Here is a 22,423-nt window from a genome sequence, read left to right on the forward strand (position 1 = left end):
CGATGCGCAGAATGCGCTCTTCGGCGGCGTTCGTCGCCGCTGCCGTGGTGGCCGGCGGCCTCGCCCTCGCCACCCCGGCGGTCGCCGACCCGGACGCCGGTGCCTTCCGCCAGCTGGTCGGCGTGGGCTCGGACACCACCCAGGACGTGCTCAACGCCCTGGCCGGCGACACCGTCAACGGCACCAGCTACTCCGCCACCGCGGTGAAGTCGGCGAACGGCGCGGGCATCGCGTCGTACGACGCGATCGAGCCCGGCACCGGCTCCACCACCTCGAACATCAAGACCCGTACCGGCGGCCCCTCCTTCCTGCGCCCGAACGGCTCCGGCAACGGCCGTCTCGCCCTGAGCGAGGCGCTGACCGGCGACAAGTACCCGACCAGCGCCGGTGTCTCCATCAGCGGCCAGGTCGACTTCGCCCGTTCCTCCGGCGGCCCGTCCGTCTCCGGCACCGCGCTGACCTACATCCCGATGGCGCGTGACGCGGTCGGCGTCGCGGTCAAGGGCTCGGCGCTGGACACGCTGACCGCGGACCAGCTGCACGACATCTACTCGGGCACGCTCACCACGGTGAACGGCCAGACCGTGCACCCGAAGATCCCGCAGGCCGGCTCGGGCACCCGCAAGTTCTTCCTCGCGGCGATCGGCCTGACCGACGCGACGCTCTCCCCGAACGTCACCACCGTCCAGGAGAACCAGGCCAACGCGGCCCTCACCGAGGACGGCGCCCTCGTCCCGTTCTCGGTCGGTTCCTGGATCGCCCAGATCAACGGCGTCTCCCCCGACTACAGCAAGACGGCGGCCGCGGCCGGCGGCCACCTGGCCGCCGTCCAGCTGCCGGGCGACACCGGCGGCGCCACCAGCCCGATCACGACCGTCAACGGCAAGCTGGCCCCGGTCACCGCCTACTACGACAACGCCACCTTCGGCCGTGACGTCTACAACGTCGTGCCGAGCCGCGCCATCGACACCGGCAGCGTCTTCTTCGACAAGGACCTGTACGACGTCTTCGTCACCAGCGGCAGCCACACCGCCGCGCTGGCGTCGGACGCCGCCGAGTCGGTCATCGCCAAGTTCGGCTTCGTCAACGAGTCCTACAACGGCTCCGTCTCCCTGGCCAGGCACGCCAAGCTCGGCGGCCTGGAGGAATCCGGCGTCGACGCCTCCGTGCCCGGCGCCCCCACGGTGAAGGCCACCGTCGGCGACGCGAGCGTGAAGCTGTCCTGGACCGCTCCGTCCGCCACCGCGCTGCCGGTCACCGACTACCGGATCACGCTGACCGGCGCGGACGGCGGTGTCGTCGCCGTCAAGGACGTCGCGGCCGGCACCACGTCGTACTCCTTCACCAACCTGGCCAACGGCACCTACACCGCCACGGTCACCGCCAACAACCTCAACGGCACCGGCGCCGCGGCCACCTGGACCGGCGCGGTCAAGTACACGAGCAGGACGGCGGCCACCACCGCCACCACCGCCTACGGCAAGACCCCGAAGGTCGCCGTCACCGTCACCGGCTCGCACGGCGTCAAGCCGACCGGCAAGGTCACCGTCAAGGACGGCTCCACCACCCTCGGCACCGGCACCCTGGACGCGTCCGGGAAGGTCACCGTCGGCCTGTCGAACCACCTCAAGGTCGCCACGCACTCCCTGTCGGTGTCCTACGCGGGCAGCACCAAGCTGAACGCGTCGTCCACCACCGTCTCCCTGAAGATCACCAAGGCCGCGCCGGTCGTCGGCACCTCGGCGCCGACCTCGGTGAGCCACACCGCCAAGGGCAGGGTCACCGTCAAGGTCACCGCCACCGGCACCACCCCGACCGGCACCGTCCGCATCTACGAGGGCTCCAAGGTGCTGGCCACCGGCACCCTGAGCGGCGGCAAGGTCACCATCACGCTGCCGAAGCTGGCCAAGGGCAAGCACACCCTGCACGCGTTCTACGTCGGTTCCTCGACGGTGAACTCGAAGTCCGGCGCCAACTTCACCATCAAGTCCACCTGACCGGTTGACGGGCCCGCCGGGAGCCTCGTACGGCTCCCGGCGGCCCCTCACGCAGCTCTGAAGGAGGCGGGCCGCCGTGACGGTCGCCGTACCGACACCGAGAACTCTGGCTCCGGCCGTGCCGCGCAGGCCCGTCGGCAGCCTCACCTTCGTCCGCCACCTCTCGCGCGGCGGACTGCTCAGCCTCGCCGCCCTGCTGCTCGGCATCACCGTCCAGCTGCTGGTGGTCAGCGGCGCCCAGGAACACTCGGCCCAGCACGCCGACTTCGACCGGCTGCGTGAGCAACTCGCCCTCGGCACCGCGCCGGTGGCGCAGACCGGGCAGGACGGCAGGCTGCTGGCGCCGGGCACCCCGGTCGCGCTCGTCGAGATACCGGAACTGGGCCTGAGCCAGGTCGTCCTGGAGGGCACCGACTCCTCCGTCATGACGGACGGCCCCGGGCACCGCCGGGACACCCCGATGCCCGGCCAGGCCGGCACCAGCGTGGTGATGGGCCGGGCGGCCGCGTACGGCGGCCCGTTCGGCGGGCTCTCGCGGCTCGCCACCGGTGACACGTTCACCGTCACCACCGGCCAGGGCAAGGCGAAGTTCCAGGTCGTCGACGTACGACGGGCCGGGGACCCGGCGCCGACGGCGCTCGCGTCCGGCAAGAGCCGGATCGTCCTCATCACGGCGACCGGCCCGAGGTTCATGCCCTCGGGCGTCCTGCGCGTCGACGCCGACCTGGTCTCCACGCCGTTCCAGACCCCGGCGGCCGTGATCCGGGCCGGCACCCTGCCGAACTCCGAGGAGCCGCTGGCCCGCCCCTCCGGGGTGCCGTGGCCGCTGGTGATGTGGCTCCAGGCGCTGCTGCTCGCCGCGGTCGCCGCCGTCTGGACCTGGCACCGCTGGGGCCGCCACCAGACGTGGATCGTCTTCGCCCCGGTCGTCGCGGTGCTCGGCCTCCAGGTCGCGACGCGCACCACCGAACTGCTGCCGAATCTGCTGTGACCGAGGTGAGTGAAGTGACCGAAGCGACCCAGGCAACCGAAGCGACCCGAGCGACCGAAGCGACCGAAGCGACCCAGGTAATCGAAGTGACAGACATGATCGACACCGCCGAGAACCCCGACATCGCCGAGAACGCCGAGGCCACCGGGGCCGCCGGGGCCACCCAGACCTACGGGGCCGCCGGGGCCGCCGGGGCCGCCGACACCGTCGTGCTGCCCGCCGTGGTGGAGGGCCCCGCCCCCGCCGCCCTCGAAGCGCGGGCGGTCTCCGCCTGGTTCGGCTCGCACCAGGTGCTCAGCCAGGTCTCGCTGACCATGCCCGCGGGCCAGGTGACCGCGCTGATCGGCCCGTCCGGCTGCGGCAAGTCGACGTTCCTGCGCACCCTGAACCGGATGCACGAGCTGATCCCCTCGGCGCAGTTCGGCGGCGAGGTGCTCTTCGAGGGCGAGGACATCTACGACGCGTCCTGGCGGCTGACCGACGCCCGCCGCAGGATCGGCATGGTCTTCCAGAAGCCGAACCCGTTCCCGGCGATGTCGATCTACGACAACGTGGTGGCGGGCCTGAAGCTGACCGGTACCAAGGCGAACCGCCGGGAGAAGGACATGCTGGTCGAGGAGTCCCTGACCCGCGCTGGCCTGTGGAAGGAGGTCCGCGACCGGCTCCGCCAGCCCGGCGGTGCCCTGTCCGGCGGCCAGCAGCAGCGCCTGTGCATCGCGCGGGCCCTCGCGGTCCGCCCCCGGGTGCTGCTGATGGACGAACCGTGCTCGGCCCTCGACCCCACCTCCACCCGGCGCGTGGAGGAGACCATCCAGGACCTCGCGGGCCAGGTGACGATCGTGATCGTCACCCACAACATGCAGCAGGCCGCCCGCGTCTCCCAGCAGTGCGCGTTCTTCCTGGCCGAGCAGGGCACGCCGGGCGGCATCGTGGAACACGGCGCCACGGACGCGGTCTTCGGCTCCCCCCAGGACCAGCGGACGGCGGACTACGTGGCGGGCCGCTTCGGCTGAGCCCCGGCACCGGCCGGTCCACCCGTACCGTCACCCCGCGCACTCGGAGCGTCACCCCGCCGCACCCCGGGGTGTCACCCGTGCGGGGCACCCCGGCGCCTGCGGACATCGACGGACACCGACGGACACCGGCCGGACACCGGCCGGGCGGCAGGGAGTGATGTCCTCGATGTCCGGGCTGATACGGATACGCACGTCCCGAGGCGTCGCGGACCCTACGTATTGTAGGTTCCCCATCGGTCACGGCGGCCCGTCAGCTCATCGGGGGTACTCATGCACGGCTCGGACACGCAGGAGGCACGGCGCGCGCTCGCCCCCACGGTGACGGTGCTGGTCGCGAGCCTGCTGATCGCCGCGGTGGGCGTGTACGAGCTGTCCGGCTTCGGCCTGCACAGCCTCGACCGGCGCCCGCACCTGTTCAGCGACGGGCTGGCGACCGGCGGGGTGATCGTGGCGGCGGTGGCGGCCGGGGCGGCGATCGGCAACCTGGCGTGGGTGCTGGCGGCCCGGCGGCGGGCCGAACGGGAGCACCGGTGGCCGACCGGGGAGCACCGGTAAGGGACCCCTCGCCGTTTCACACCGTTTTCCCTACCGTGGCAGGCGGTTCCACCGTCCCCCACAGCTAACCTACAGACTGTAGGGTCAGCCCTCCGTCATCCCGTTCCCCGTCCCCAAGGCGACCGGTCACCCATGCCCCCACAGCTGTCGGCACTGATCCCCTCGCGCGCGTCCGACGCCCGCCGTACCCCAGAGACAGGATCCGGGGGTGCGCTGCGCAGGCGCGCCGCCGACTTCACGGTCTGGTACCTGCGCGTGATCGCCGTACTGAACATAGCGGCCGTGCTGTCGCTGCCGTTCCGGCAGGAGGTCGACGAGCACAACAACGGCCGCATCACCCTGCACCTGCACCGGCAGCACGCGCACCACTCCGGCCAGTTCTTCACGCCGTACCTGGCCACCGCGGGCCTGGTCTCGGCGGCGCTCGCCATCTTCTTCGTGCTGGTGATGCGCCGCCGCAAGCGGGCGGCCTGGGTGGTCAACCTGGTCCTGTCCACCCCGCTCCTCGCCCTCTACGTCCTCGCGCTCACCCAGCACGAGTACCGCGCCCATGTCTTCAACTGGGTCTCCGCCGCCGTGACCGCCCTCTTCGTGGCCGCGCTGCTGGTCAGCCGCCGGGAGTTCAACGCGGTCGGCGACCCGTCGAACCCGAAGACGGCGCTGGCGGTGGGCGCGGGCGGGGTCCTCGTCACGGGCGGTCTCGGCACCCTCCTCGTGCACGCGACGAACAAGCTCCCCGGCGCCACCCTCCCCGACGAGATCGCCTACACGCTGCTGCGGGGCGTCAGCGTCGGCCCGCTCGCCGACCACGTGACCGCGGTCCACGCCCCCCGCTGGACCGACATCATCATCAACATCCTGCTCGCGGCCGCCTTCTGCCTGGTCCTGTACGCGGGCTTCCGCTCGCCGCGCGGCCGCCGGCTGCTCAGCGCGGAGGACGAGGACCGGCTGCGCGCCCTGCTGGACAAGCAGGGCGCCCGGGACTCCCTCGGCTACTTCGCGCTGCGCCGGGACAAGGCTGCGATCTTCTCCCCGACCGGCAAGGCGGCGGTCACCTACCGCGTCGTCGGGGGCGTCAGCCTCGCCTCCGGCGACCCCATCGGTGACCCGGAGGCCTGGCCCGGCGCGATCGACGCCTGGCTGACGGAGGCCCGCCGGCACGCGTGGACACCCGCCGTCATGGGCGCGAGCGAGGAGGCGGGCACGGTCTACGCCCGCCATGGCCTGGACGCCCTGGAACTGGGCGACGAGGCGATCGTCGACATCGCCGACTTCACCCTCGAAGGCCGGGCGATGCGGGTCGTCCGCCAGGCCCACAACCGGGTCCGCCGGGCCGGCTACACGGTCCGCATCCGCCGCCACGAGGACATCCCCGCGGACGAGCTCGCGCTGCTCATCGACCGGGCCGACCACTGGCGCGACGGCGCCACCGAGCGCGGCTTCTCCATGGCCCTCGGCCGCCTGGGCGACCCGGCGGACGGCCGCTGCGTGATGCTGGAGTGCCGGGACGCGAACGACACCCCCCGCGCCCTCCTCAGCTTCGTGCCCTGGGGCGAGCACGGCCTCTCCCTGGACCTGATGCGCCGCGACCGGGACTCCGAGAACGGCCTGATGGAGTTCATGGTGGTCGAACTGCTGCTGCGCGCCTCCGAGTTGAAGGTCGACCGGGTCTCCCTGAACTTCGCGATGTTCCGCTCGGTCTTCGAACGCGGCTCCCGCCTGGGCGCCGGCCCGGTCCTGCGCCTGTGGCACGCCACCCTCACGTTCTTCTCCCGCTGGTGGCAGATCGAGTCCCTGTACCGCGCGAACGCGAAGTACCGCCCGATCTGGGAACCCCGCTACCTCCTCTTCGCCCGCAGCAGCGACATCCCGAGAATCGGCCTGGCGAGCGCCCGCGCCGAGGGCTTCCTCACGGTCCCCTGGAGCTCATGACGAGCCCGGGGGCCCGCGGCCCGTCCGGCGCTGTTCACGGGCGGGCGGTGCCGCCCCCGGCGATCCCTCCGCCCACCGTGAAGCCGATCACCGCGCCGCCGCCCTCGCGGCGGAAGGCGAAGGGGGCGCCGCCGTGGGCCATGGCGACCTCGCGGACGATGGAGAGGCCCAGGCCCGAGCCGGGGAGGGAACGGGCGTCAGCGGCGCGGTAGAAGCGGTCGAAGATGCGGATCAGGTCGCCCGCCGCGATGCCGGGCCCGCGGTCCAGGACCTCCACGCGGACCGCGCCGGGCCGGGCGGGGCCGGTGACCTTGATCTCGATGGGCTCCTTGCCGCCCCGGTCGAACTTGGCCGCGTTCTCCACCAGGTTGGACAGGGCGCGTTGCAGCATGCCGGGGCGGCCGTCGGTGGTGGTGTCGCCGCTGAAGCTGAGCCGGATCTCGCGGCCGGTACGGCGGCGGGCCAGCCCCGCGACGTCCTCCGCGATGTCGGCGAGGTCCACGTGCTGCGGCGGCTCGTTGTCCGACTGCCCGGCCGCGAGGTCGACCAGTTCGTTGACCAGGTCGGTCAGCTCGCGTGCCTCCTGCCCGAGGTCGGCGACGAGTTCGTCACGGGTGGCGGGCGGCAGTTCGTCGATGCGGCGGAGCAGCGAGATGTTCGTCCGCAGGGAGGTGAGGGGCGTGCGGAGCTCGTGCCCGGCGTCCTGGACCAGGCGCCGCTGGTCCTCCTCGGACTGGGCGAGGCGGCCCAGCATCCGGTCGAAGGCGCGGCCGAGGCGGCCCACCTCGTCGAGTCCGGTCACCGGCACCTGGATGCCGAGCTGCCGGGTGCGGGCCACGTCCTCCGCGGCCGAGGTGAGGATCACCAGGCGGCGGGTGATCCGGCGGGCCAGCCACCAGCCGAACAGCCCGGCGGCGACCACGACCGCCGCCATCAGCGCCAGCGTGCGCTGCTGGAGCGCCCGCAGCAGGTCCTCGGTGTCGCTGAACTCCTGCGCCACCTGCACCGCGCCCCGTCCGTCGCCGAGCGCCACGGTGGCGATCCGGAACAGGTCCTCGCCGACCCGGACGTCCTTGTGCTCGACCGTCTTCCCGGCGGTCCTGGCGGTGGCGGCCGCCCGGTCGGCGGGGGTCACGGGCAGCACCGGGCTGCCGTGGTCGACGATCTCCCCCTGCGTGCCGAGCACCTGGACGTCGGTGCGCGCCGGCCGGACCAGGTCGTGCCCCGGCCGGGAGGAGGAGAAGTCGTCCGGCATCATCCGGTGCTGTTTGACCTCGTCCTGCACGTCGGAGACGACCTGGGTGAACACCGACTGCTGGTCGACGCGGACCAGCCGGGCGGCGGCGTTGTACGACAGGATGCCGACGACGATCGTGACGGCCGCGGTGACCGCCGCGAAGGAGACGACGAAGGTGGTGCGCAGGGAGACGAGCTTGGGCCGGCGCCGCGCCAGCGCCCGTCCGATCCGCTCCGGCCGCCCGAGGCGGCCCACTCAGTCCTCCCGCAGCACGTAACCCACGCCCCGCACGGTGTGGATCAGCTGCGGGGCACCGGGCTCGTCGAGCTTGCGGCGCAGGTAGCCGACGTAGACGGCGAGGTTCTTGGAACCGGGGCCGAAGTCGTAGCCCCAGATACGGTCGTAGATCGTGGAGTGGTCGAGGACGATCCCCGCGTTGCGAGCGAGCAGTTCGAGGAGTTCGAACTCGGTGCGGGTCAGCTCCAGCTCGCGCCGGCCGCGCCAGGCCCGGCGGGCCTGGAGGTCCATCCGCAGGCCGGCCGCCTCCACCTGCCGGTCGGAGATCTGCGGCTCGCGGCCCGGGTCGGCGCCGACGGTGGCGCCGCCACCGGTGCCGCCGCCGCCGGCCGGGACCGGGGAGGTGCGGCGCAGCAGCGCGCGCAGCCGGGCGAAGACCTCCTCGACGTCGAAGGGCTTGACCACGTAGTCGTCGGCGCCGGCGTCGAGGCCGGCGATCCGGTCGGCGGTCTCGACCAGCGCGGTGAGCATGAGGATCGGGGTGCGGTCGCCCTCGGCGCGCAGCACCCGGCAGACCTGGAGGCCGTCGATGCCGGGCATCATCACGTCGAGGACGAGGACGTCGGGGTGGGTGCGGTGGGCGTGCGCCAAGGCTTCCACGCCGTCCGCGACCGCGGTCACCTCGTAACCCTCCAGGCTGAGGGCACGCTCCAGGGCGTGGCGGATGGCGCGGTCGTCTTCGGCGAGCAGCACAGTCTGGGGCACGTCCCCAGTCTGCCAAGGCGTCGGGGCTTCGGCCGGGGTGAGCGGGCCTACGATCACCCTTTTTACCTGCCTCTCACCGTCACAGAGGCAACCGGTGGGGCCGGACTTCGGCTGCCGCCGGGTGGGGACCGGTCGCGCGGTCTTCCCCCCCGGCGTTCATCCCGGGCTTCCCCCCGGCGTTCATCCCGGGGAGCCCCCCGGCATTCATCCCGGGGTGCCCCCGGCGTTCATCCCGGGGTGCCCCCGGCGTTTATCCCGGGCTCCCCCCGACATTCAGCCGGGGGTGCCTCCAGCGCCGCTACGGAGCGCTGAGCCGCGCCAGCTGTTCCGCGAACGGGATCACCTGGAGGTCGTCGCCGTCGGGCTTCCGGGGCTCGGTCCCCGACAGCCCCGCCATCAGCGCCGCCAGCTCCCCCGCCGCCCGTTCGACGCGGTCCTCCAGGCCCTCCGCGCCCCAGTCCTCCGACGCCGCGTACACGCCCGTCGGTACGACCACGGCCCGCAGGTAGGCGAACATCGGCCGCAGCGCGTGCTCCAGGACCAGCGAGTGCCGGCCCGTGCCCCCGGTCGCCGCGATCAGCACCGGCTTCCCGACCAGCGCCTCCTTGTCGAGCACGTCGAAGAACGACTTGAACAGCCCGCTGTACGACGCGGTGAACACCGGGGTCACGGCGATCACGCCGTCGGCCCGCGTCACCGCGTCCAGGGCGGCGGCCAGCTTCCGCCCCGGGAACCCGTTGGTGAAGTTGTGCGCGATCTCCACCGCGAGGTCGCGCAGTTCCACGACCTCCACCTCCACCCCGGCACCGGCCGGGGCGCGGCCCACGGCGGCGGCCAGCCGGTCGGCCAGCAGCCGGGTGGACGACGGCACGCTCAGCCCTGCCGAGACGACGACGAGCTTCATGCCTGGACCTCCTCCTTCTCCGCGGTGGCGGCCGCGGCCGCGACCAGCGAGGCGTGGGTGGGCGCCTCGGGGACGTCCGCCGGGCGGCCCTTCGCGAACTCCTCGCGCAGCACCGGTACGACCTCCTCGCCCAGCATGTCGAGCTGCTCCAGGACCGTCTTCAGCGGCAGCCCCGCGTGGTCGACGAGGAACAGCTGACGCTGGTAGTCACCGGCGTACTCGCGGAACGCCAGGGTCTTCTCGATGACCTGCTCGGGCGAGCCGACGGTCAGCGGGGTCTGGTCGGTGAAGTCCTCCAGGGAGGGCCCGTGGCCGTAGACCGGGGCGTTGTCGAAGTACGGCCGGAACTCGCGCACCGCGTCCTGCGAGTTCCTCCGCATGAACACCTGGCCGCCGAGGCCGACGATCGCCTGCTCCGGCGTGCCGTGCCCGTAGTGGGCGTACCGGGCCCGGTACAGCTCGACCATCCGCTTGGTGTGGTCGGCGGGCCAGAAGATGTTGTTGTGGAAGAAGCCGTCGCCGTAGTAGGCGGCCTGCTCGGCTATCTCGGGCGAGCGGATGGAGCCGTGCCAGACGAACGGCGCGACGCCGTCCAGCGGGCGCGGGGTGGAGGTGAAGCCCTGAAGCGGGCTGCGGAACTTGCCCTCCCAGTCCACCACGTCCTCGTGCCACAGCCGGCGCAGCAGGGCGTAGTTCTCGATGGCGAGGTTGATGCCCTGCCGGATGTCCTGCCCGAACCAGGGGTAGACCGGACCGGTGTTGCCGCGGCCCATCATCAGGTCCACCCGGCCGTCGGCGAGGTGCTGGAGCATCGCGAAGTCCTCGGCGATCTTCACCGGGTCGTTCGTGGTGATGAGGGTGGTGGAGGTGGAGAGGACCAGCTTCTCCGTCTGCGCGGCGATGTAGCCGAGCATGGTGGTCGGGGACGACGGCACGAACGGCGGGTTGTGGTGCTCACCGGTCGCGAAGACGTCGAGCCCGACCTCCTCGGCCTTCAGCGCGATCGCGACCATCGCCTTGATGCGCTCCCGCTCGGTCGGAGTGCGCCCCGTGGTGGGGTCCGGCGTGACGTCGCCGACCGTGAAGATCCCGAACTGCATGCTCGCTCACCCTCCAGGTTGTTTACGATTCAACTATACCCACAGAACGAGACCCCACCGCCACCTATTCCCCCAGGGGAAGCGCGCCGGCAAGGGCGCTGGGGGTACCCCCGGCCGAACGCTGGGGGAGGAACCGCGCGACCCGCCGCACCGGCCCCCTCGGCTCAGCGCGCCGCCTGGAAGGCCCGGCCCGCCGCCGTGGCCGTCGTACCGGCCGTGAACAGCCCGCTGCTCGGTTTCGACGGGTCCGCGCCCAGCCCGAACCACGCGTAACGATGCACGTAGGGCAGGCTGTCCAGCATCTTCGCGGACGCCGTGACGAACGCCGCCTGCTGCGCGGCGGACGGGAACCGCGTCCCCTGCGAGAAGTCGATCAGCGCGTACTCGGTCAGCCAGATCGGCTTGTGGTAGCGCGCGTACACCGACGTCAGGTACGACTTCAGCTGCCCGACCGCCTGCGGGGTGCGGAAGTCACCGCCGTACCAGTGCAGCGTGACGAAGTCGACCCGGTACCCCTTCTCCGACGCCCCGGCCATGAACCGGTCCAGCCAGCCGCCGGGCGTCGCCGCGCCCGTCGCGACCGCGGGACTGCCCAGGATCTTCCCGGCCGCCATCAGCTTCGGCCACAGCTGGAGCGCCTGGTCGACCGACATGTTCGACTGCTGCGCGAAGTCGGGTTCGTTGAAGGCCAGCAGGTACGGCCCCGCGGCCCGGGCCTGCGCCAGTGCCGTGTCGGTGACGGACGCGGCGCCCCAGATCATCGGCACGAACGACGCCGGCCCCGGGGTCGTCACGCCCTGGTGCTGGGTGTTCCAGGTGTAGTACCAGCTCGCCCCGCTCGCGGCGAGCGCCTGGCTCACCCCGTCGAACGTCCACACCCCGACCCCCTTCTTCGCACCGGACGCGATCCGCACGGGCGCCGCGGACTGCCGCTCGGACATGGGCGAGCACTCGCGCCGGATCGAGACTGGCCGGCGCGGCCACCAGCGGCAGCCCGCCCAGCAGCCGTTCCATCGGCAGCAGCCCCCGCTCCAGGCCCTCGCACACCCCGCAGCCGCGCAGATGACGGGCGAACCTCTTGCGCCACAGCGGACTCGGCGTGCCGTCCCACGGCGCGGCGATCCGGTCCAGCTCCGCACAGCGCGGCTCGGCGCCCAGCGCCCGCACCACGCCCCGCGATATCTCCATCTGCTTCTTCATCCGCTGCACTCGCACCGCCGCGTGCCGGTCGGACAGCCCCAGCGCGCCGGCGAGGTCCGCGCGCTCCAGCTCGCCGGTCTCCTCCAGCCACCACAGGGACAGCAGTTCCCGGTCGTCCGGGTCGAGCCAGCGCGTCGCCTCGGCGACCTCACGGCGCTGCTCGGTCAGCCCCAGCCGCAGGATGGTCAGCCCGGCGAAGTCCAGGGCCGGATCGGTGATCGTCTCCGCGTCGTCCAGATGCGCCCTGCGGTCCCGGTCCGTGGCCCGCGACTGCTCCCGGTTCCGTACCTGCCGGATCGTGATCGCCACCAGCCAGGACCGGAACGCGGACGGATCCCGCAGCTTCGGCAGCCCGCGCACCATGCGCAACAGCGTCTCCTGTACGACGTCGTCGACGTCGGCGTGACCGTTCAGGGCGCGGCCGACGATGTTGTAGACCAGCGGCAGGCAACGGCTCACCAGGTCCTCCAGGGCCCGTCCGTCACCCGCCCGGGCGGCCGTGACCAAGCCGGGGTCGGGCCCCCTCCGATGGTTCTCGATCATGTGGGTCTGTTCCTCCACGCAGGGATCCGGCTGTCGGAACGGAGACCGCCCGAGGCTCACGGGGACAACAGAAAAACGGCGGATCGGCGTCGGAACCCGTTCCGGCTCCGGAATTCGTGTTGTACGGACCCCGTCCACGGGGTCTCCGAGCGGAAGGCACACATCCGGCACGGCCCGAGAAAGGCACAAGGATGGCACGAGGACGCAGGAGACACGGTGCGCGGCCACCGCGAGGCCCCCGCTGGTGGCACGCCGCGGTGGCGGCCCTCGTCACGGTCGCGGCCGTACTGATCGTCCACAACGCCTGGACGCCGTCCGGCGGCGGCACCCTCGGCACCGCGGACCGCGCCCGGACCACCGAGGCGCTGCCGTCCGGATCGCGGACCGCCCCGCCCACCCCGTCGGCCGCACCGAGCCGCAGCGCCGAGCCCTCCGCGTCACGGTCGGCGAAGGCGAGGCCGACGGCATCGGCCGGAGCGTCGGCGCGGACCACCGGGAAACCGGCCACCGGCTCGGGCACCCCGGGCCGAGCAGGGCAGCAGCCGACCACGGCCCCGGCCGGCAAACGTCTGATCACCGTCGTCAACAAGACCCGGAAGACGATCTGGGCCGTCGTCACGAACACCGCCGTCTACCCGGCCGGCCACAGGCTGGCCCCCGGCCAGAGCATGTCGGTGACCGTGGCGAACGACTGGGGCGGCCGCGTCTGGGGCCGCACCGGCTGCGCCACCACGGCCGCGGGCATGTGCGCCTCCGGGGACTGCACCAGCGTCTGCTCCGGCGCCGACCCGCCCACCACCCTCGGCGAGTTCACCTTCGCCGCCTTCGACGACATGGACTTCTACGACGTCAGCATGGTCGACGGCTCGAACCTGCCCATGTACATCAACGTCTCCCACACCACGACCGTCGACCCGGTCAGCTCCGCGGGCTGCTACCAGGGCCGCTGCACCACCGAGGTCAAGTGCCCCAAGGCGATGCGGGCCCTCCTGAACGGCCAGGAGATCGGCTGCGAACCCCCGTGCGCGGCGTTCGGCGGCGACACCTACTGCTGCCGGGGCGCCTGGGCGGGCCGCGAGAACTGCGTCCCCGCCAAGTGGCCGGTCGACTACACCCAGGTCTTCGAACTGGCCGCGCCCTACGCCTACTCGTACGCCTTCGACGACGCGGCGACCATGTCCTGCAAGCACCAGTGCTACTACCGGGTGACCTTCGGCACCACGAACGGCACCTGACGGCCGCCCCGGTCCCGTGCGTCAGAAGGCGTACGGGTCCCCGGTGGCCAGCACCAGCACCCGCTGCGAGTCGTTCGTACGGTCGTGGTCGACCGCGCCCCCGCCCCACACCAGGTCCACCTCGAGCACCACCTCCGCCGGCCGCTCCCGCAGCCGTACCGGAACCACCAGCTGCTCGCCGGGCACGTCCACGGCCAGCGGACCGGTGCCGCACACCACCTCCCGGTCACCGGTGCGCGCGCACCGGTCCGGGAGCCGCTGGTCGTCCGCGAGCGGCGCCGACCAGCGCAGCCGCACACTGGCACCGGTCACCGCGTCCGGCCCGTGGTCGAGCGGGGTCACCCGGACCTCCGCCAGGTCCTCGCTCATCACGACGGACCCGTGGACCTCCAGGTCGGCGTCACCGGCCCAGGCGGTCCCGCCCCCGCCCAGCACCAGCGCCCCCACGGCCACCGCGAACCCCCAACGACGTACGTCCATGCCACCCGTCCGTTCCATCCGTGCCGCCCGGTCCGACTCCGGCCGTTCGTACGGATGTATGCCACCGGACCCCCGCCGCAGGCGCCCTCCATCAGGTGACACCGCCCGGACGTGACAGTCTGCGGACATGCTGATCCTCCGCTCCGCCGCCCTGTTCGTCGTCGCCGCGTTCTTCGAGATCGGCGGCGCCTGGCTGGTCTGGCAGGGCGTGCGGGAACACCGCGGCTGGCTCTGGATCGCCGGCGGCATCCTCTCCCTCGGCGCGTACGGCTTCGTCGCCACCTTCCAGCCGGACGCCCACTTCGGCCGCATCCTGGCGGCGTACGGCGGCATCTTCGTCGCGGGCTCGATCCTGTGGGGCGTGGTGGCCGACGGCTACCGCCCGGACCGCTGGGACCTCGCGGGCGCGGCGATCTGCCTGGCCGGAATGGCACTCATCATGTGGGCCCCACGAAACTGACCTGAGGAAAGCGCCCCTTCAGGGGCACGAGGAACTGCGCGATCAACCCCCACACACCCGCACCGGCGCGACGACCGAAATGCCACCCCACCTATCCTTGCCCCAACAGGCCCGCACACTCGAACCCCCTGAGGAGCACTCCCCCATGGCCCTCTCCCGCATCGCGGTAGTCACCGGCGCGAGCAGCGGAATCGGCGCCGCGACCGCCCGCGGCCTCGCCGCCGCCGGCTACCGCGTCGTCCTCACCGCCCGCCGCGAGGACCGCATCGAGGCACTGGCCAAGGAACTGACCGAGGCGGGTCACCAGGCCACGGCCTTCCCGCTGGACGTGACGGACCGCGCCGCGGTGGACGAGTTCGCCACCGCGTTCCAGTCGATCGCCGTCCTGGTGAACAACGCGGGCGGCGCCCTCGGTGCCGACCCGGTGGCCACCGGCGACCCGGCCGACTGGCGCACGATGTACGAGACGAACGTCATCGGCACCCTGAACGTCACCCAGGCCCTGCTCCCCAAGCTGGAGGCGAGCGGCGACGGCACGGTGGTGGTCGTCTCCTCCACCGCGGGCCACGGCACCTACGAGGGCGGCGGCGGCTACGTCGCCGCGAAGCACGGCTCCCACGTGCTCGCCGAGACGCTGCGCCTGGAGATCGTCGGCAGGCCGGTCCGGGTGATCGAGATCGCACCGGGCATGGTCAAGACGGACGAGTTCGCGCTGACCCGCTTCGGCGGCGACGCGGAGAAGGCGGCGAAGGTCTACCAGGGCGTCGCCGAGCCCCTGACCGCGGACGACGTGGCCGAGACCATCACCTGGGCGGTGACCCGCCCGAGCCACGTCAACGTCGACCTCCTGGTCCTGCGCCCCCGCGCCCAGGCCTCGAACACGAAGGTCCACCGGGAACTGTGACCCCGGACGACGACCCGACGAAGGCCCCGCAGGCGGACCTGGAGAAGGCCCGCCTGGCACAGGAGACGAAGGACGAACGCCAGGTCTGGTATTTCCTGGGCTACTTCCTCTTCGGTATCCATGTCATCGCCTTCGTCATGATCTACGCGGTCCGCCACGCGAAGTGACGGACCGCGCGGTCAGCCCTTGACGCAGACGACCTGCTTGAGCTTCGCCACGACCTCGACCAGGTCCTGCTGCTGGTCGATGACCTGGTCGATCGACTTGTAGGCGCCGGGGATCTCGTCCACGACCCCGGAGTCCTTGCGGCACTCCACGCCCCGCGTCTGGTCCTCCAGGTCCTTCGTCGAGAAGCGCCGCTTGGCCGCGTTGCGGCTCATGCGCCGACCCGCGCCGTGCGAGGCGGAGTTGAAGGACTTCTCGTTGCCGAGGCCCTTCACGATGTACGACCCGGTGCCCATGGAGCCGGGGATGATGCCGTACTCGCCGGCTCGGGCACTGATCGCACCCTTGCGGGTCACGAGCAGGTCCATGCCTTCGTACCGCTCGCGGCTCACGTAGTTGTGGTGGCAGCTCACCTCGGGTTCGAAGGTGACCCTGGCCTTCTTGAACTCCTTGCGGACCACGTCCTTGAGGAGGGCCATCATGATCGACCGGTTGTACCTCGCGTACTCCTGGGCCCAGTAGAGGTCGTGCTCGTACGCCGCCATCTGCGGTGTGTCCGCGACGAAGACGGCGAGGTCGCGGTCGACCAGGCCCTGGTTGTGCGGGAGTTTCTGAGCCACGCCGATGTGGTGCTCGGCGAGCTCCTTGCCGATGTTGCGGGAACCGGAGTGCAGCATCAGCCACACGGAACCGGTCGTGTCCGTGCACACCTCGACGAAGTGATTTCCGGATCCGAGCGTTCCGATCTGCTGGTGCGCCCGCTCCTGACGGAATTTGACCGCGTCCGCGACCCCGTCGAACCGGCCCCAGAACTCACCCCAGCCGGCCGTCGCCAGGCCGTGGAAGTCACCCGGCTCCACCGGCTCCGCGTGCATCCCCCGGCCCACCGGAATCGCCTGCTCGATCTTCGAGCGCAGCCGGGACAGGTCGCCCGGCAGGTCGTTCGCCGTCAGGGAGGTCCGCACCGCGGACATGCCGCAGCCGATGTCGACACCGACCGCCGCCGGGCACACCGCGTCCCGCATCGCGATGACCGAGCCGACCGTGGCGCCCTTCCCGTAGTGCACGTCCGGCATGACCGCCAGGCCCTTGATCCACGGCAGCGTCGCGACATTGCGCAGCTGCTGGAGCGCCACGTCCTCGACGGTCGCCGGGTCGGTCCACATCCGGATCGGTACCTGCGCGCCCGGTATCTCCACGTACGACATGACTTCCTCATTCCCCCGCAGGCAGCACGACAAAAAGAACAAAAGTGATTAATCAGGCAGAGCGCAAATGCATGGCCACGGACACCCAAAGCAGACAGGGGACCGGCGTTCACGGCAGTGCGTGCGATACACATTGTCTCCAGCGGGCGCCCCACTGCGGCAAGCGATTAACCAGCGGGGACACTGGAGCAGGACCGAGCGACCCAGTGAACGGAAAGGAGCCTGACCGTGCAGCGGAAGGCGTACGTAACCGGCACCGCCGCCCTTCTCGCGGCTCTGCTGGCCGGCTGCACAAGCGGTTCCAGCGGCGGGGACGACACCAGCGACAAGAACGCGGACACCGGCACCGCCAGCGCCGCCGCCCAGCCCGGCAAGTACCGCACCCTCCCCGAGCCCTGCGGCGCGGTCAGCCACGACACCCTCGACTCCCTGCTCCCCGGTATCGCCCAGATCACCGACACGGACCAGCGCGACAAGGCCTACCAGGGCGACGCCACCCTCACCTACGACACGGACCGCAAGGTCGGCTGCCGCTGGAAGGTCGAGTCCACCGACGCCACGGACCGGCTGTCCGTCGACTTCGAACGCGTGGTGTCGTACGACAACTCGGTCAGCGACGACAACGAGGCGCAGACCATCTACACGCAGCTGGAGACCGCGGCCGACATCCCCGAGTCCGCGCCTCCGAGCGCGACGGAATCGCCGTCGCCGTCCGGCTCCTCCTCCGCTTCCCCGTCCCCTTCCGCCTCCTCGTCCCCCTCCTCGACCGCCTCCCCCTCGGCCTCCGCCTCCACCTCCTCCGCCGCGTCCGGCGACCCCGCCGGCTCGGCCTCCGCGTCCGCCTCCCCGTCGGCCACCCCGGCCGACCTACAGCCCCGCGTCCTCACCGACCTCGGTGACGAGGCGTATCTCGACGACCAGCTCAACGGCTCCGGTTCGACGGCCGAACAGCGGACGGTGACTGTGGTGTTCCGCACGTCCAACGTCGTGGTGACCATCGAGTACGAGGAGCAGCCGATGGCCACCGGAACGGTCCCGGACAGCAAGGAAATGCAGGACAGGGCGCAGAATCTGGCCGCACAGCTGGCCGAGGCCCTCAACGGCTGACGGCCCGGACACACCCCGCGCACCCCGCCCGCAAAGCACGCGAACCAAAACCGCACAGCTCCCTCACCGCGTACCGTGGCCCCTCGGACCCGATCCGACCGCAGGAACCCCGAACGTATGAGTGAAGGAACCATGCAGCGAGTAGCAGTCCAGCGAGACGACCAGCGCGCCCGGAACGAACGGAACGCACAGCGACGGACCGGGCGCCTCCGCCGCTCCCTCGTCTGCGCGGCCGCCGTCCCCGCCGTGGCACTGTTCGCGACCGCCTGCTCCTCCGGCTCGGACGACAACGCGGCCAAGGAGACCGGCACCGGCACCGGCTCGACCCCGGCCACCACGGCCGCCGGCGGCACGGCCGCCTCCCCGACCGTCCAGGCGGCCAAGTACCAGAAGCTGCCCGAGCCGTGCGCGGTGCTGTCGAAGAAGACGCTCACCTCACTCGTGCCGAAGGGCGTGAAGTCGGGCAAGGAGGGCACGTCGGACGATGTGGCCACGCGCGGCAGTTGCTCCTGGAGCAGCCTGGACAACAACGGCGTGAAGGGCTCCCAGTTCCGCTGGCTGAACGTGTCCTTCCTGCGCTTCGACTCGGACGCCGGCCGGGGCAGCGGCGACAAGCAGGCCGAGACGTACTACACGAGCCAGGTGCGGGAGGCGCAGTCCGTGACCGGCGCCAAGAACACCAGGTCGGAGCCGGTGAGCGGGGCCGGCGACCAGGCCACCGCCGTCCGCTACGACCTGAAGAAGAAGGAAGGCGCCTTCAAGCAGCAGACGGTCGTGGCGCGCGTCGCGAACGTGGTCGTCACCGTCGACTACAACGGCGCGGGTCTGGCCGGTGAGAAGACGCCGGACGCGGACACGCTCACGAAGGCGGCGGTGCAGGCCGTGAAGGAGGCGGTGACATCGGTCTCCAGCGCCAACGGCTCGGGTGCGCCCGCGAGTTCACCTGCGGCGACACCCTCGAAGTCGGCCTCGGAGTCCCCCTCCGCCTCCGCGTCGCCCAGCAAGTCGTCGGCCAAGAAGAGCTGACCGGCGACACGGGCGCCGCACACATGTGCCACCCTGTTGCGCGCAACAACACGCAAGGGGAGGGGAGTACGGGTGGCCGCGCCAATGCAGCTGACTCGGATGCACCGCGTTCTCATCGGCGTGGTCGTGACCGGCGCGATGATCATCGCCGGTATCGGCTTCGCCGGTTCGTACGCGGCCGTCCGTGAGCTGGCCATCAAGAAGGGCTTCGGGAACTTCTCGTATGTCTTCCCGATCGGCATCGACGCGGGCATCTGCGTCCTGCTCGCCCTGGACCTGTTGCTGACCTGGATCCGCATCCCCTTCCCGCTGCTGCGGCAGACGGCCTGGCTGCTGACCATCGCCACGATCGCCTTCAACGGCGCGGCGGCCTGGCCGGACCCGCTGGGCGTGGGCATGCACGCGGTGATCCCGATCCTGTTCGTGGTCGCCGTCGAGGCGGCCCGGCACGCGATCGGCCGGATCGCCGACATCACCGCGGACAAGCACATGGAGGGGGTCCGCCTCACCCGCTGGCTGCTCTCCCCGGTGCCCACGTTCCTGCTGTGGCGCCGGATGAAGCTGTGGGAGCTGCGCTCCTACGACCAGGTCATCAAGCTGGAGCAGGAACGTCTCGTCTATCAGGCGAGGCTGCGTTCCCGCTTCGGCCGGGCATGGCGCAGGAAGGCCCCCGTCGAGTCCCTGATGCCGCTGCGCCTGGCACGCTACGGCGTCCCGCTGGCGGACACGGCCCCGGAAGGTCTGGCGGCGGCGGGCATAGACCTCCCGGTGCTCCTGCCGGCCCCGGCGGCCACGCCGGTGTCCGCCGCCCCGGCGGCGGCTGCGCAGGGCGAGCAGCGCGCGGAGCTGGTCCCCGCTCCCCGCGCCGAGCGGCCCGCGGACGGGCCGGAGCAGGCACCCGAGCAGCCGGCGAACCCGTGGCTACAGGCCAGGGACCCGCAGCAGATCGAGTACCAGGGCGGCTACGACCCGACGTACGACCCGCGGTACGCCGCCTGGCTGGCACAGCAGCAGCAGTACCAGCAGGAGCAGTACCAGCAGTTCCCACAGGGCGAGTTCCCGCAGGGCGAGTTCCCGCAGGGGGAATTCCCCCAGGGCCAGTTCCCGCAGGAGCAGTTCCCGCAGGACCGGCAGCCCCTCCCCGAGGAGTCCCTGTCGGAGACGACCGGCAGCTTCCCCATCCCCTCCGGCCCGGGCCGCACCCGCGAGCTGGGTGAGGGCGGCGGCCCCCCGGAGCCCCCGGCGCCGTCGGAGGAGGACTACTACCTGGTCTTCCGTGAGTCGATCAAGACCGGCAACGGAGCGCCCACCCCGCGCGGGTTCATCGCCGACGTCGAGGCCACCTACGGCGTCGTCCTCGACGAGACCGAGTCCAAGCGCATGGTGACCCGCTTCTCGAACCGCCTCAACGCGGAGCTGGCGGACGAGCACATCGCCTGAGCGCACACCGCCCGAGAGCACACCGCCTGAGCGCACACCGCCCGAGAGGCACGCGGCAGCGGAAAGGGGGCCCTCCGCCGAGGAGGGCCCCCTTTCCGTACCGCCTATTCCCCGAGCAGCCGCCGGACCCGGTCCTGCCCGACGGCGAGGAGCAGCGTGGGCAGGCGCGGCCCGGTGTCCCGGCCCACCAGCAGGTGGTACAGGAGCGCGAAGAACGAACGCTGGGCCGTCTTGATCTCGGCCGGCAGCTCCTTCGCCGTCGCGTCCGCGGAGAACCCGGCCTGCACCTTGGGCACGCCGTACACGAGGTGGGTGAGGCCGTCCAGCGACCAGTGCTCGGCGAGGCCGTCGAGCAGCAGCCGTACCGACTGCTGGGACGCCTCGTCGAGGGACTTCAGCAGCTCGGCGTCCGGCTCCTCGCGGACGATGGTGCGCTGGTCGGCCGGCACCTGGGTGTTGATCCAGGCCTCGGCCTTGTCGTACCGCGGGCGGGCCTCGTCCACCGACGTCAGCGGGTTCGCGGGGTCCAGCTCGCTGAGGATGCGCAGCGCCTGGTCCTCGTGCCCGGCGGTGATGTCGGCGACGGAGGCGAGGGTGCGGTACGGCAGCGGCCTGGGCGTGCGGGGCAGCTCACCGCCGGCCGAGCGCACGGCACGGGAGTGCGCGGCGATGTCGCCGGGCAGCGCGGATCCCTCCGCCACCTTGCCGTCCAGCTTGTCCCACTCGTCGTAGAGCCGCTGGATCTCCTGGTCGAAGGCGATCTTGAAGGACTGGTTGGGCCGGCGGCGGGCGTACAGCCAGCGCAGGAGCTGCGGCTCCATGATCTTCAGCGCGTCGGCCGGGGTGGGCACCCCGCCCCGGGACGAGGACATCTTGGCCATGCCGCTGATGCCCACGAAGGCGTACATGGGCCCGATGGGCTGCTTGCCGCCGAAGATCCCGACGATCTGCCCGCCCACCTGGAAGCTGGACCCGGGCGAGGAGTGGTCGACACCGCTCGGCTCGAAGACGACGCCCTCGTAGGCCCAGCGCATCGGCCAGTCGACCTTCCAGACCAGCTTGCCGCGGTTGAACTCGCTGAGCCGGACGGTCTCCGAGAAGCCGCACGCGGTGCAGGTGTACGTGAGCTCGGTGGTGTCGTCGTCGTACGCCGTGACGGTGGTCAGGTCCTTGCCGCAGCCGCCGCAGTACGGCTTGTAGGGGAAGTACCCGGCGGACCCGGACGACCCGTCGTCCTCGGCGGCCGCGCCCGAGCCCTCCTCGGCCTCCAGCTCGGCCTCGTCGACCGCCTTCTGCTGGGGCTTCTTGCCGGTCTTCGGCTTGGTCCGGTACTGGGCGAGGATCGCGTCGATGTCACCCCGGTGCTTCATGGCGTGCAGGATCTGCTCGCGGTAGACGCCCGAGGTGTACTGCGCGGTCTGGCTGATCCCGTCGAACTCCACGCCCAGCTCGGCCAGCGACTCGACCATCGCGGCCTTGAAGTGCTCGGCCCAGTTCGGGTGGGCGGACCCCTTCGGGGCGGGCACCGAGGTGAGCGGCTTGCCGATGTGCTCGGCCCAGCTCTCGTCGACACCGGCGACGCCCGCGGGCACCTTGCGGTAGCGGTCGTAGTCGTCCCAGGAGATCAGGTGCCGGACCTGGTGACCGCGCCGCCGCACCTCGTCCGCGACCAGGTGCGGGGTCATGACCTCGCGGAGGTTCCCCAGGTGGATCGGCCCGGAGGGGGACAGCCCGGACGCGACGACGACCGGTTTGCCCGGGGCCCGACGCTCCGACTCCTCGATGACCTCATCCGCGAAACGGGAGACCCAGTCGGTGGTCTCGGTGCTCTGAGCCACGATCGGCACGTCCTTCTTTCAGACACGGGGCAGCCGGTACGGTCGCACGGCTGGCGCGTCCATTGTCCCAGGGACTACGCCTT

The 22,423-nt window shown here is 71.7% G+C and carries 19 protein-coding genes and 1 pseudogene; 12 read left to right on the forward strand and 8 right to left on the reverse strand.

Features of this window, described 5'->3' with window-relative positions:
- The first annotated feature begins 2 nt into the window (after positions 1–2).
- The 5 genes from AAW13_RS08360 (at position 3) to AAW13_RS08380 (ending at position 6,491) form a co-directional block, all read left to right on the forward strand.
- Positions 3–1,997 carry an Ig-like domain repeat protein gene (locus AAW13_RS08360; protein ID WP_079178743.1) on the forward strand — a complete coding sequence of 665 codons (1,995 nt, stop codon included), beginning with the start codon at positions 3–5 and terminating at the stop codon, positions 1,995–1,997.
- 76 nt (positions 1,998–2,073) lie between these two features.
- Complete coding sequence (locus AAW13_RS08365) at positions 2,074–2,988, forward strand: sortase (protein WP_052768747.1); 915 nt, start codon at positions 2,074–2,076, stop codon at positions 2,986–2,988.
- A gap of 95 nt (positions 2,989–3,083) precedes the next feature.
- Complete coding sequence (gene pstB, locus AAW13_RS08370; protein WP_240528569.1) at positions 3,084–4,001, forward strand: phosphate ABC transporter ATP-binding protein PstB; 918 nt, start codon at positions 3,084–3,086, stop codon at positions 3,999–4,001.
- Between the two features lie 273 nt (positions 4,002–4,274).
- A complete protein-coding gene (locus AAW13_RS08375; protein ID WP_046734138.1) occupies positions 4,275–4,559 on the forward strand; it encodes a hypothetical protein in 285 nt (94 codons plus the stop codon).
- Between the two features lie 132 nt (positions 4,560–4,691).
- Entirely contained in the window at positions 4,692–6,491 is a 1,800-nt protein-coding gene (locus tag AAW13_RS08380) for a phosphatidylglycerol lysyltransferase domain-containing protein (RefSeq protein ID WP_046734137.1), read from the forward strand.
- Between the two features lie 34 nt (positions 6,492–6,525).
- On the opposite strand, the gene AAW13_RS08385 is transcribed toward AAW13_RS08380, so the two are convergent.
- The 5 genes and pseudogenes from AAW13_RS08385 to AAW13_RS47740 all read right to left on the reverse strand — a co-directional run bounded on the left by AAW13_RS08385 (position 6,526) and on the right by AAW13_RS47740 (position 12,477).
- Positions 6,526–7,983 (reverse strand): sensor histidine kinase, encoded by a 1,458-nt coding sequence (locus AAW13_RS08385; protein ID WP_240528570.1) that lies wholly within the window; start codon positions 7,981–7,983, stop codon positions 6,526–6,528.
- Positions 7,984–8,718: a response regulator transcription factor gene (locus AAW13_RS08390; protein WP_046734136.1), complete on the reverse strand. Its 735-nt coding sequence runs from the start codon at positions 8,716–8,718 to the stop codon at positions 7,984–7,986. It lies immediately after the preceding gene.
- A 310-nt stretch (positions 8,719–9,028) separates the two neighbouring features.
- Positions 9,029–9,634 (reverse strand): FMN reductase, encoded by a 606-nt coding sequence (locus AAW13_RS08395; RefSeq protein ID WP_046734135.1) that lies wholly within the window; start codon positions 9,632–9,634, stop codon positions 9,029–9,031.
- Complete coding sequence (locus AAW13_RS08400) at positions 9,631–10,734, reverse strand: LLM class flavin-dependent oxidoreductase (protein WP_046734134.1); 1,104 nt, start codon at positions 10,732–10,734, stop codon at positions 9,631–9,633. Before AAW13_RS08400 ends, AAW13_RS08395 begins: the two co-directional genes overlap by 4 nt.
- Positions 10,735–10,898: 164 nt before the next feature.
- Positions 10,899–12,477, reverse strand: a pseudogene (locus AAW13_RS47740) (sigma-70 family RNA polymerase sigma factor).
- Positions 12,478–12,734: 257 nt separating this feature from the next.
- Here AAW13_RS47740 and AAW13_RS08410 point away from each other — a divergent pair.
- Positions 12,735–13,712, forward strand: a complete 978-nt coding sequence (locus AAW13_RS08410; protein WP_046734131.1) for a thaumatin family protein — start codon at positions 12,735–12,737, stop codon at positions 13,710–13,712.
- A 21-nt stretch (positions 13,713–13,733) separates the two neighbouring features.
- On the opposite strand, the gene AAW13_RS08415 is transcribed toward AAW13_RS08410, so the two are convergent.
- Positions 13,734–14,192 carry a hypothetical protein gene (locus tag AAW13_RS08415; protein WP_046734130.1) on the reverse strand — a complete coding sequence of 153 codons (459 nt, stop codon included), beginning with the start codon at positions 14,190–14,192 and terminating at the stop codon, positions 13,734–13,736.
- Positions 14,193–14,319: 127 nt separating this feature from the next.
- Here AAW13_RS08415 and AAW13_RS08420 point away from each other — a divergent pair, with 127 nt between their 5' ends.
- From AAW13_RS08420 to AAW13_RS45820, 3 genes are all read left to right on the forward strand, one after another.
- Positions 14,320–14,652: a YnfA family protein gene (locus AAW13_RS08420; RefSeq protein WP_046734129.1), complete on the forward strand. Its 333-nt coding sequence runs from the start codon at positions 14,320–14,322 to the stop codon at positions 14,650–14,652.
- A 145-nt stretch (positions 14,653–14,797) separates the two neighbouring features.
- On the forward strand, positions 14,798–15,556 hold the full coding sequence (locus AAW13_RS08425; protein ID WP_046734128.1) for an SDR family NAD(P)-dependent oxidoreductase: 759 nt from the start codon (positions 14,798–14,800) through the stop codon (positions 15,554–15,556).
- Positions 15,553–15,723: a hypothetical protein gene (locus tag AAW13_RS45820; protein ID WP_167391688.1), complete on the forward strand. Its 171-nt coding sequence runs from the start codon at positions 15,553–15,555 to the stop codon at positions 15,721–15,723. Before AAW13_RS08425 ends, AAW13_RS45820 begins: the two co-directional genes overlap by 4 nt.
- 12 nt (positions 15,724–15,735) lie before the next feature.
- Here AAW13_RS45820 and AAW13_RS08430 read toward each other — a convergent pair whose 3' ends face one another.
- Positions 15,736–16,929: an RtcB family protein gene (locus AAW13_RS08430; protein ID WP_046734127.1), complete on the reverse strand. Its 1,194-nt coding sequence runs from the start codon at positions 16,927–16,929 to the stop codon at positions 15,736–15,738.
- A gap of 228 nt (positions 16,930–17,157) precedes the next feature.
- On the opposite strand from AAW13_RS08430, the gene AAW13_RS08435 reads away from it, so the two are divergent.
- The 3 genes from AAW13_RS08435 (at position 17,158) to AAW13_RS08445 (ending at position 20,502) form a co-directional block, all read left to right on the forward strand.
- Positions 17,158–18,036 carry a hypothetical protein gene (locus tag AAW13_RS08435; protein WP_046734126.1) on the forward strand — a complete coding sequence of 293 codons (879 nt, stop codon included), beginning with the start codon at positions 17,158–17,160 and terminating at the stop codon, positions 18,034–18,036.
- Positions 18,037–18,168: 132 nt separating this feature from the next.
- Entirely contained in the window at positions 18,169–19,062 is an 894-nt protein-coding gene (locus tag AAW13_RS08440; protein ID WP_240528571.1) for a DUF3558 domain-containing protein, read from the forward strand.
- Positions 19,063–19,161: 99 nt separating this feature from the next.
- Positions 19,162–20,502, forward strand: a complete 1,341-nt coding sequence (locus tag AAW13_RS08445; RefSeq protein WP_046734125.1) for a DUF2637 domain-containing protein — start codon at positions 19,162–19,164, stop codon at positions 20,500–20,502.
- A 104-nt stretch (positions 20,503–20,606) separates the two neighbouring features.
- Here the strand turns inward: AAW13_RS08445 and lysS are convergent, their stop codons facing one another.
- On the reverse strand, positions 20,607–22,349 hold the full coding sequence (lysS, locus tag AAW13_RS08450; protein ID WP_046734124.1) for a lysine--tRNA ligase: 1,743 nt from the start codon (positions 22,347–22,349) through the stop codon (positions 20,607–20,609).
- Positions 22,350–22,423 lie beyond the last annotated feature (74 nt).

It is taken from the genome of Streptomyces humi (assembly GCF_001005085.2).
Taxonomy (GTDB): Bacteria; Actinomycetota; Actinomycetes; order Streptomycetales; family Streptomycetaceae; genus Streptomyces; species Streptomyces humi.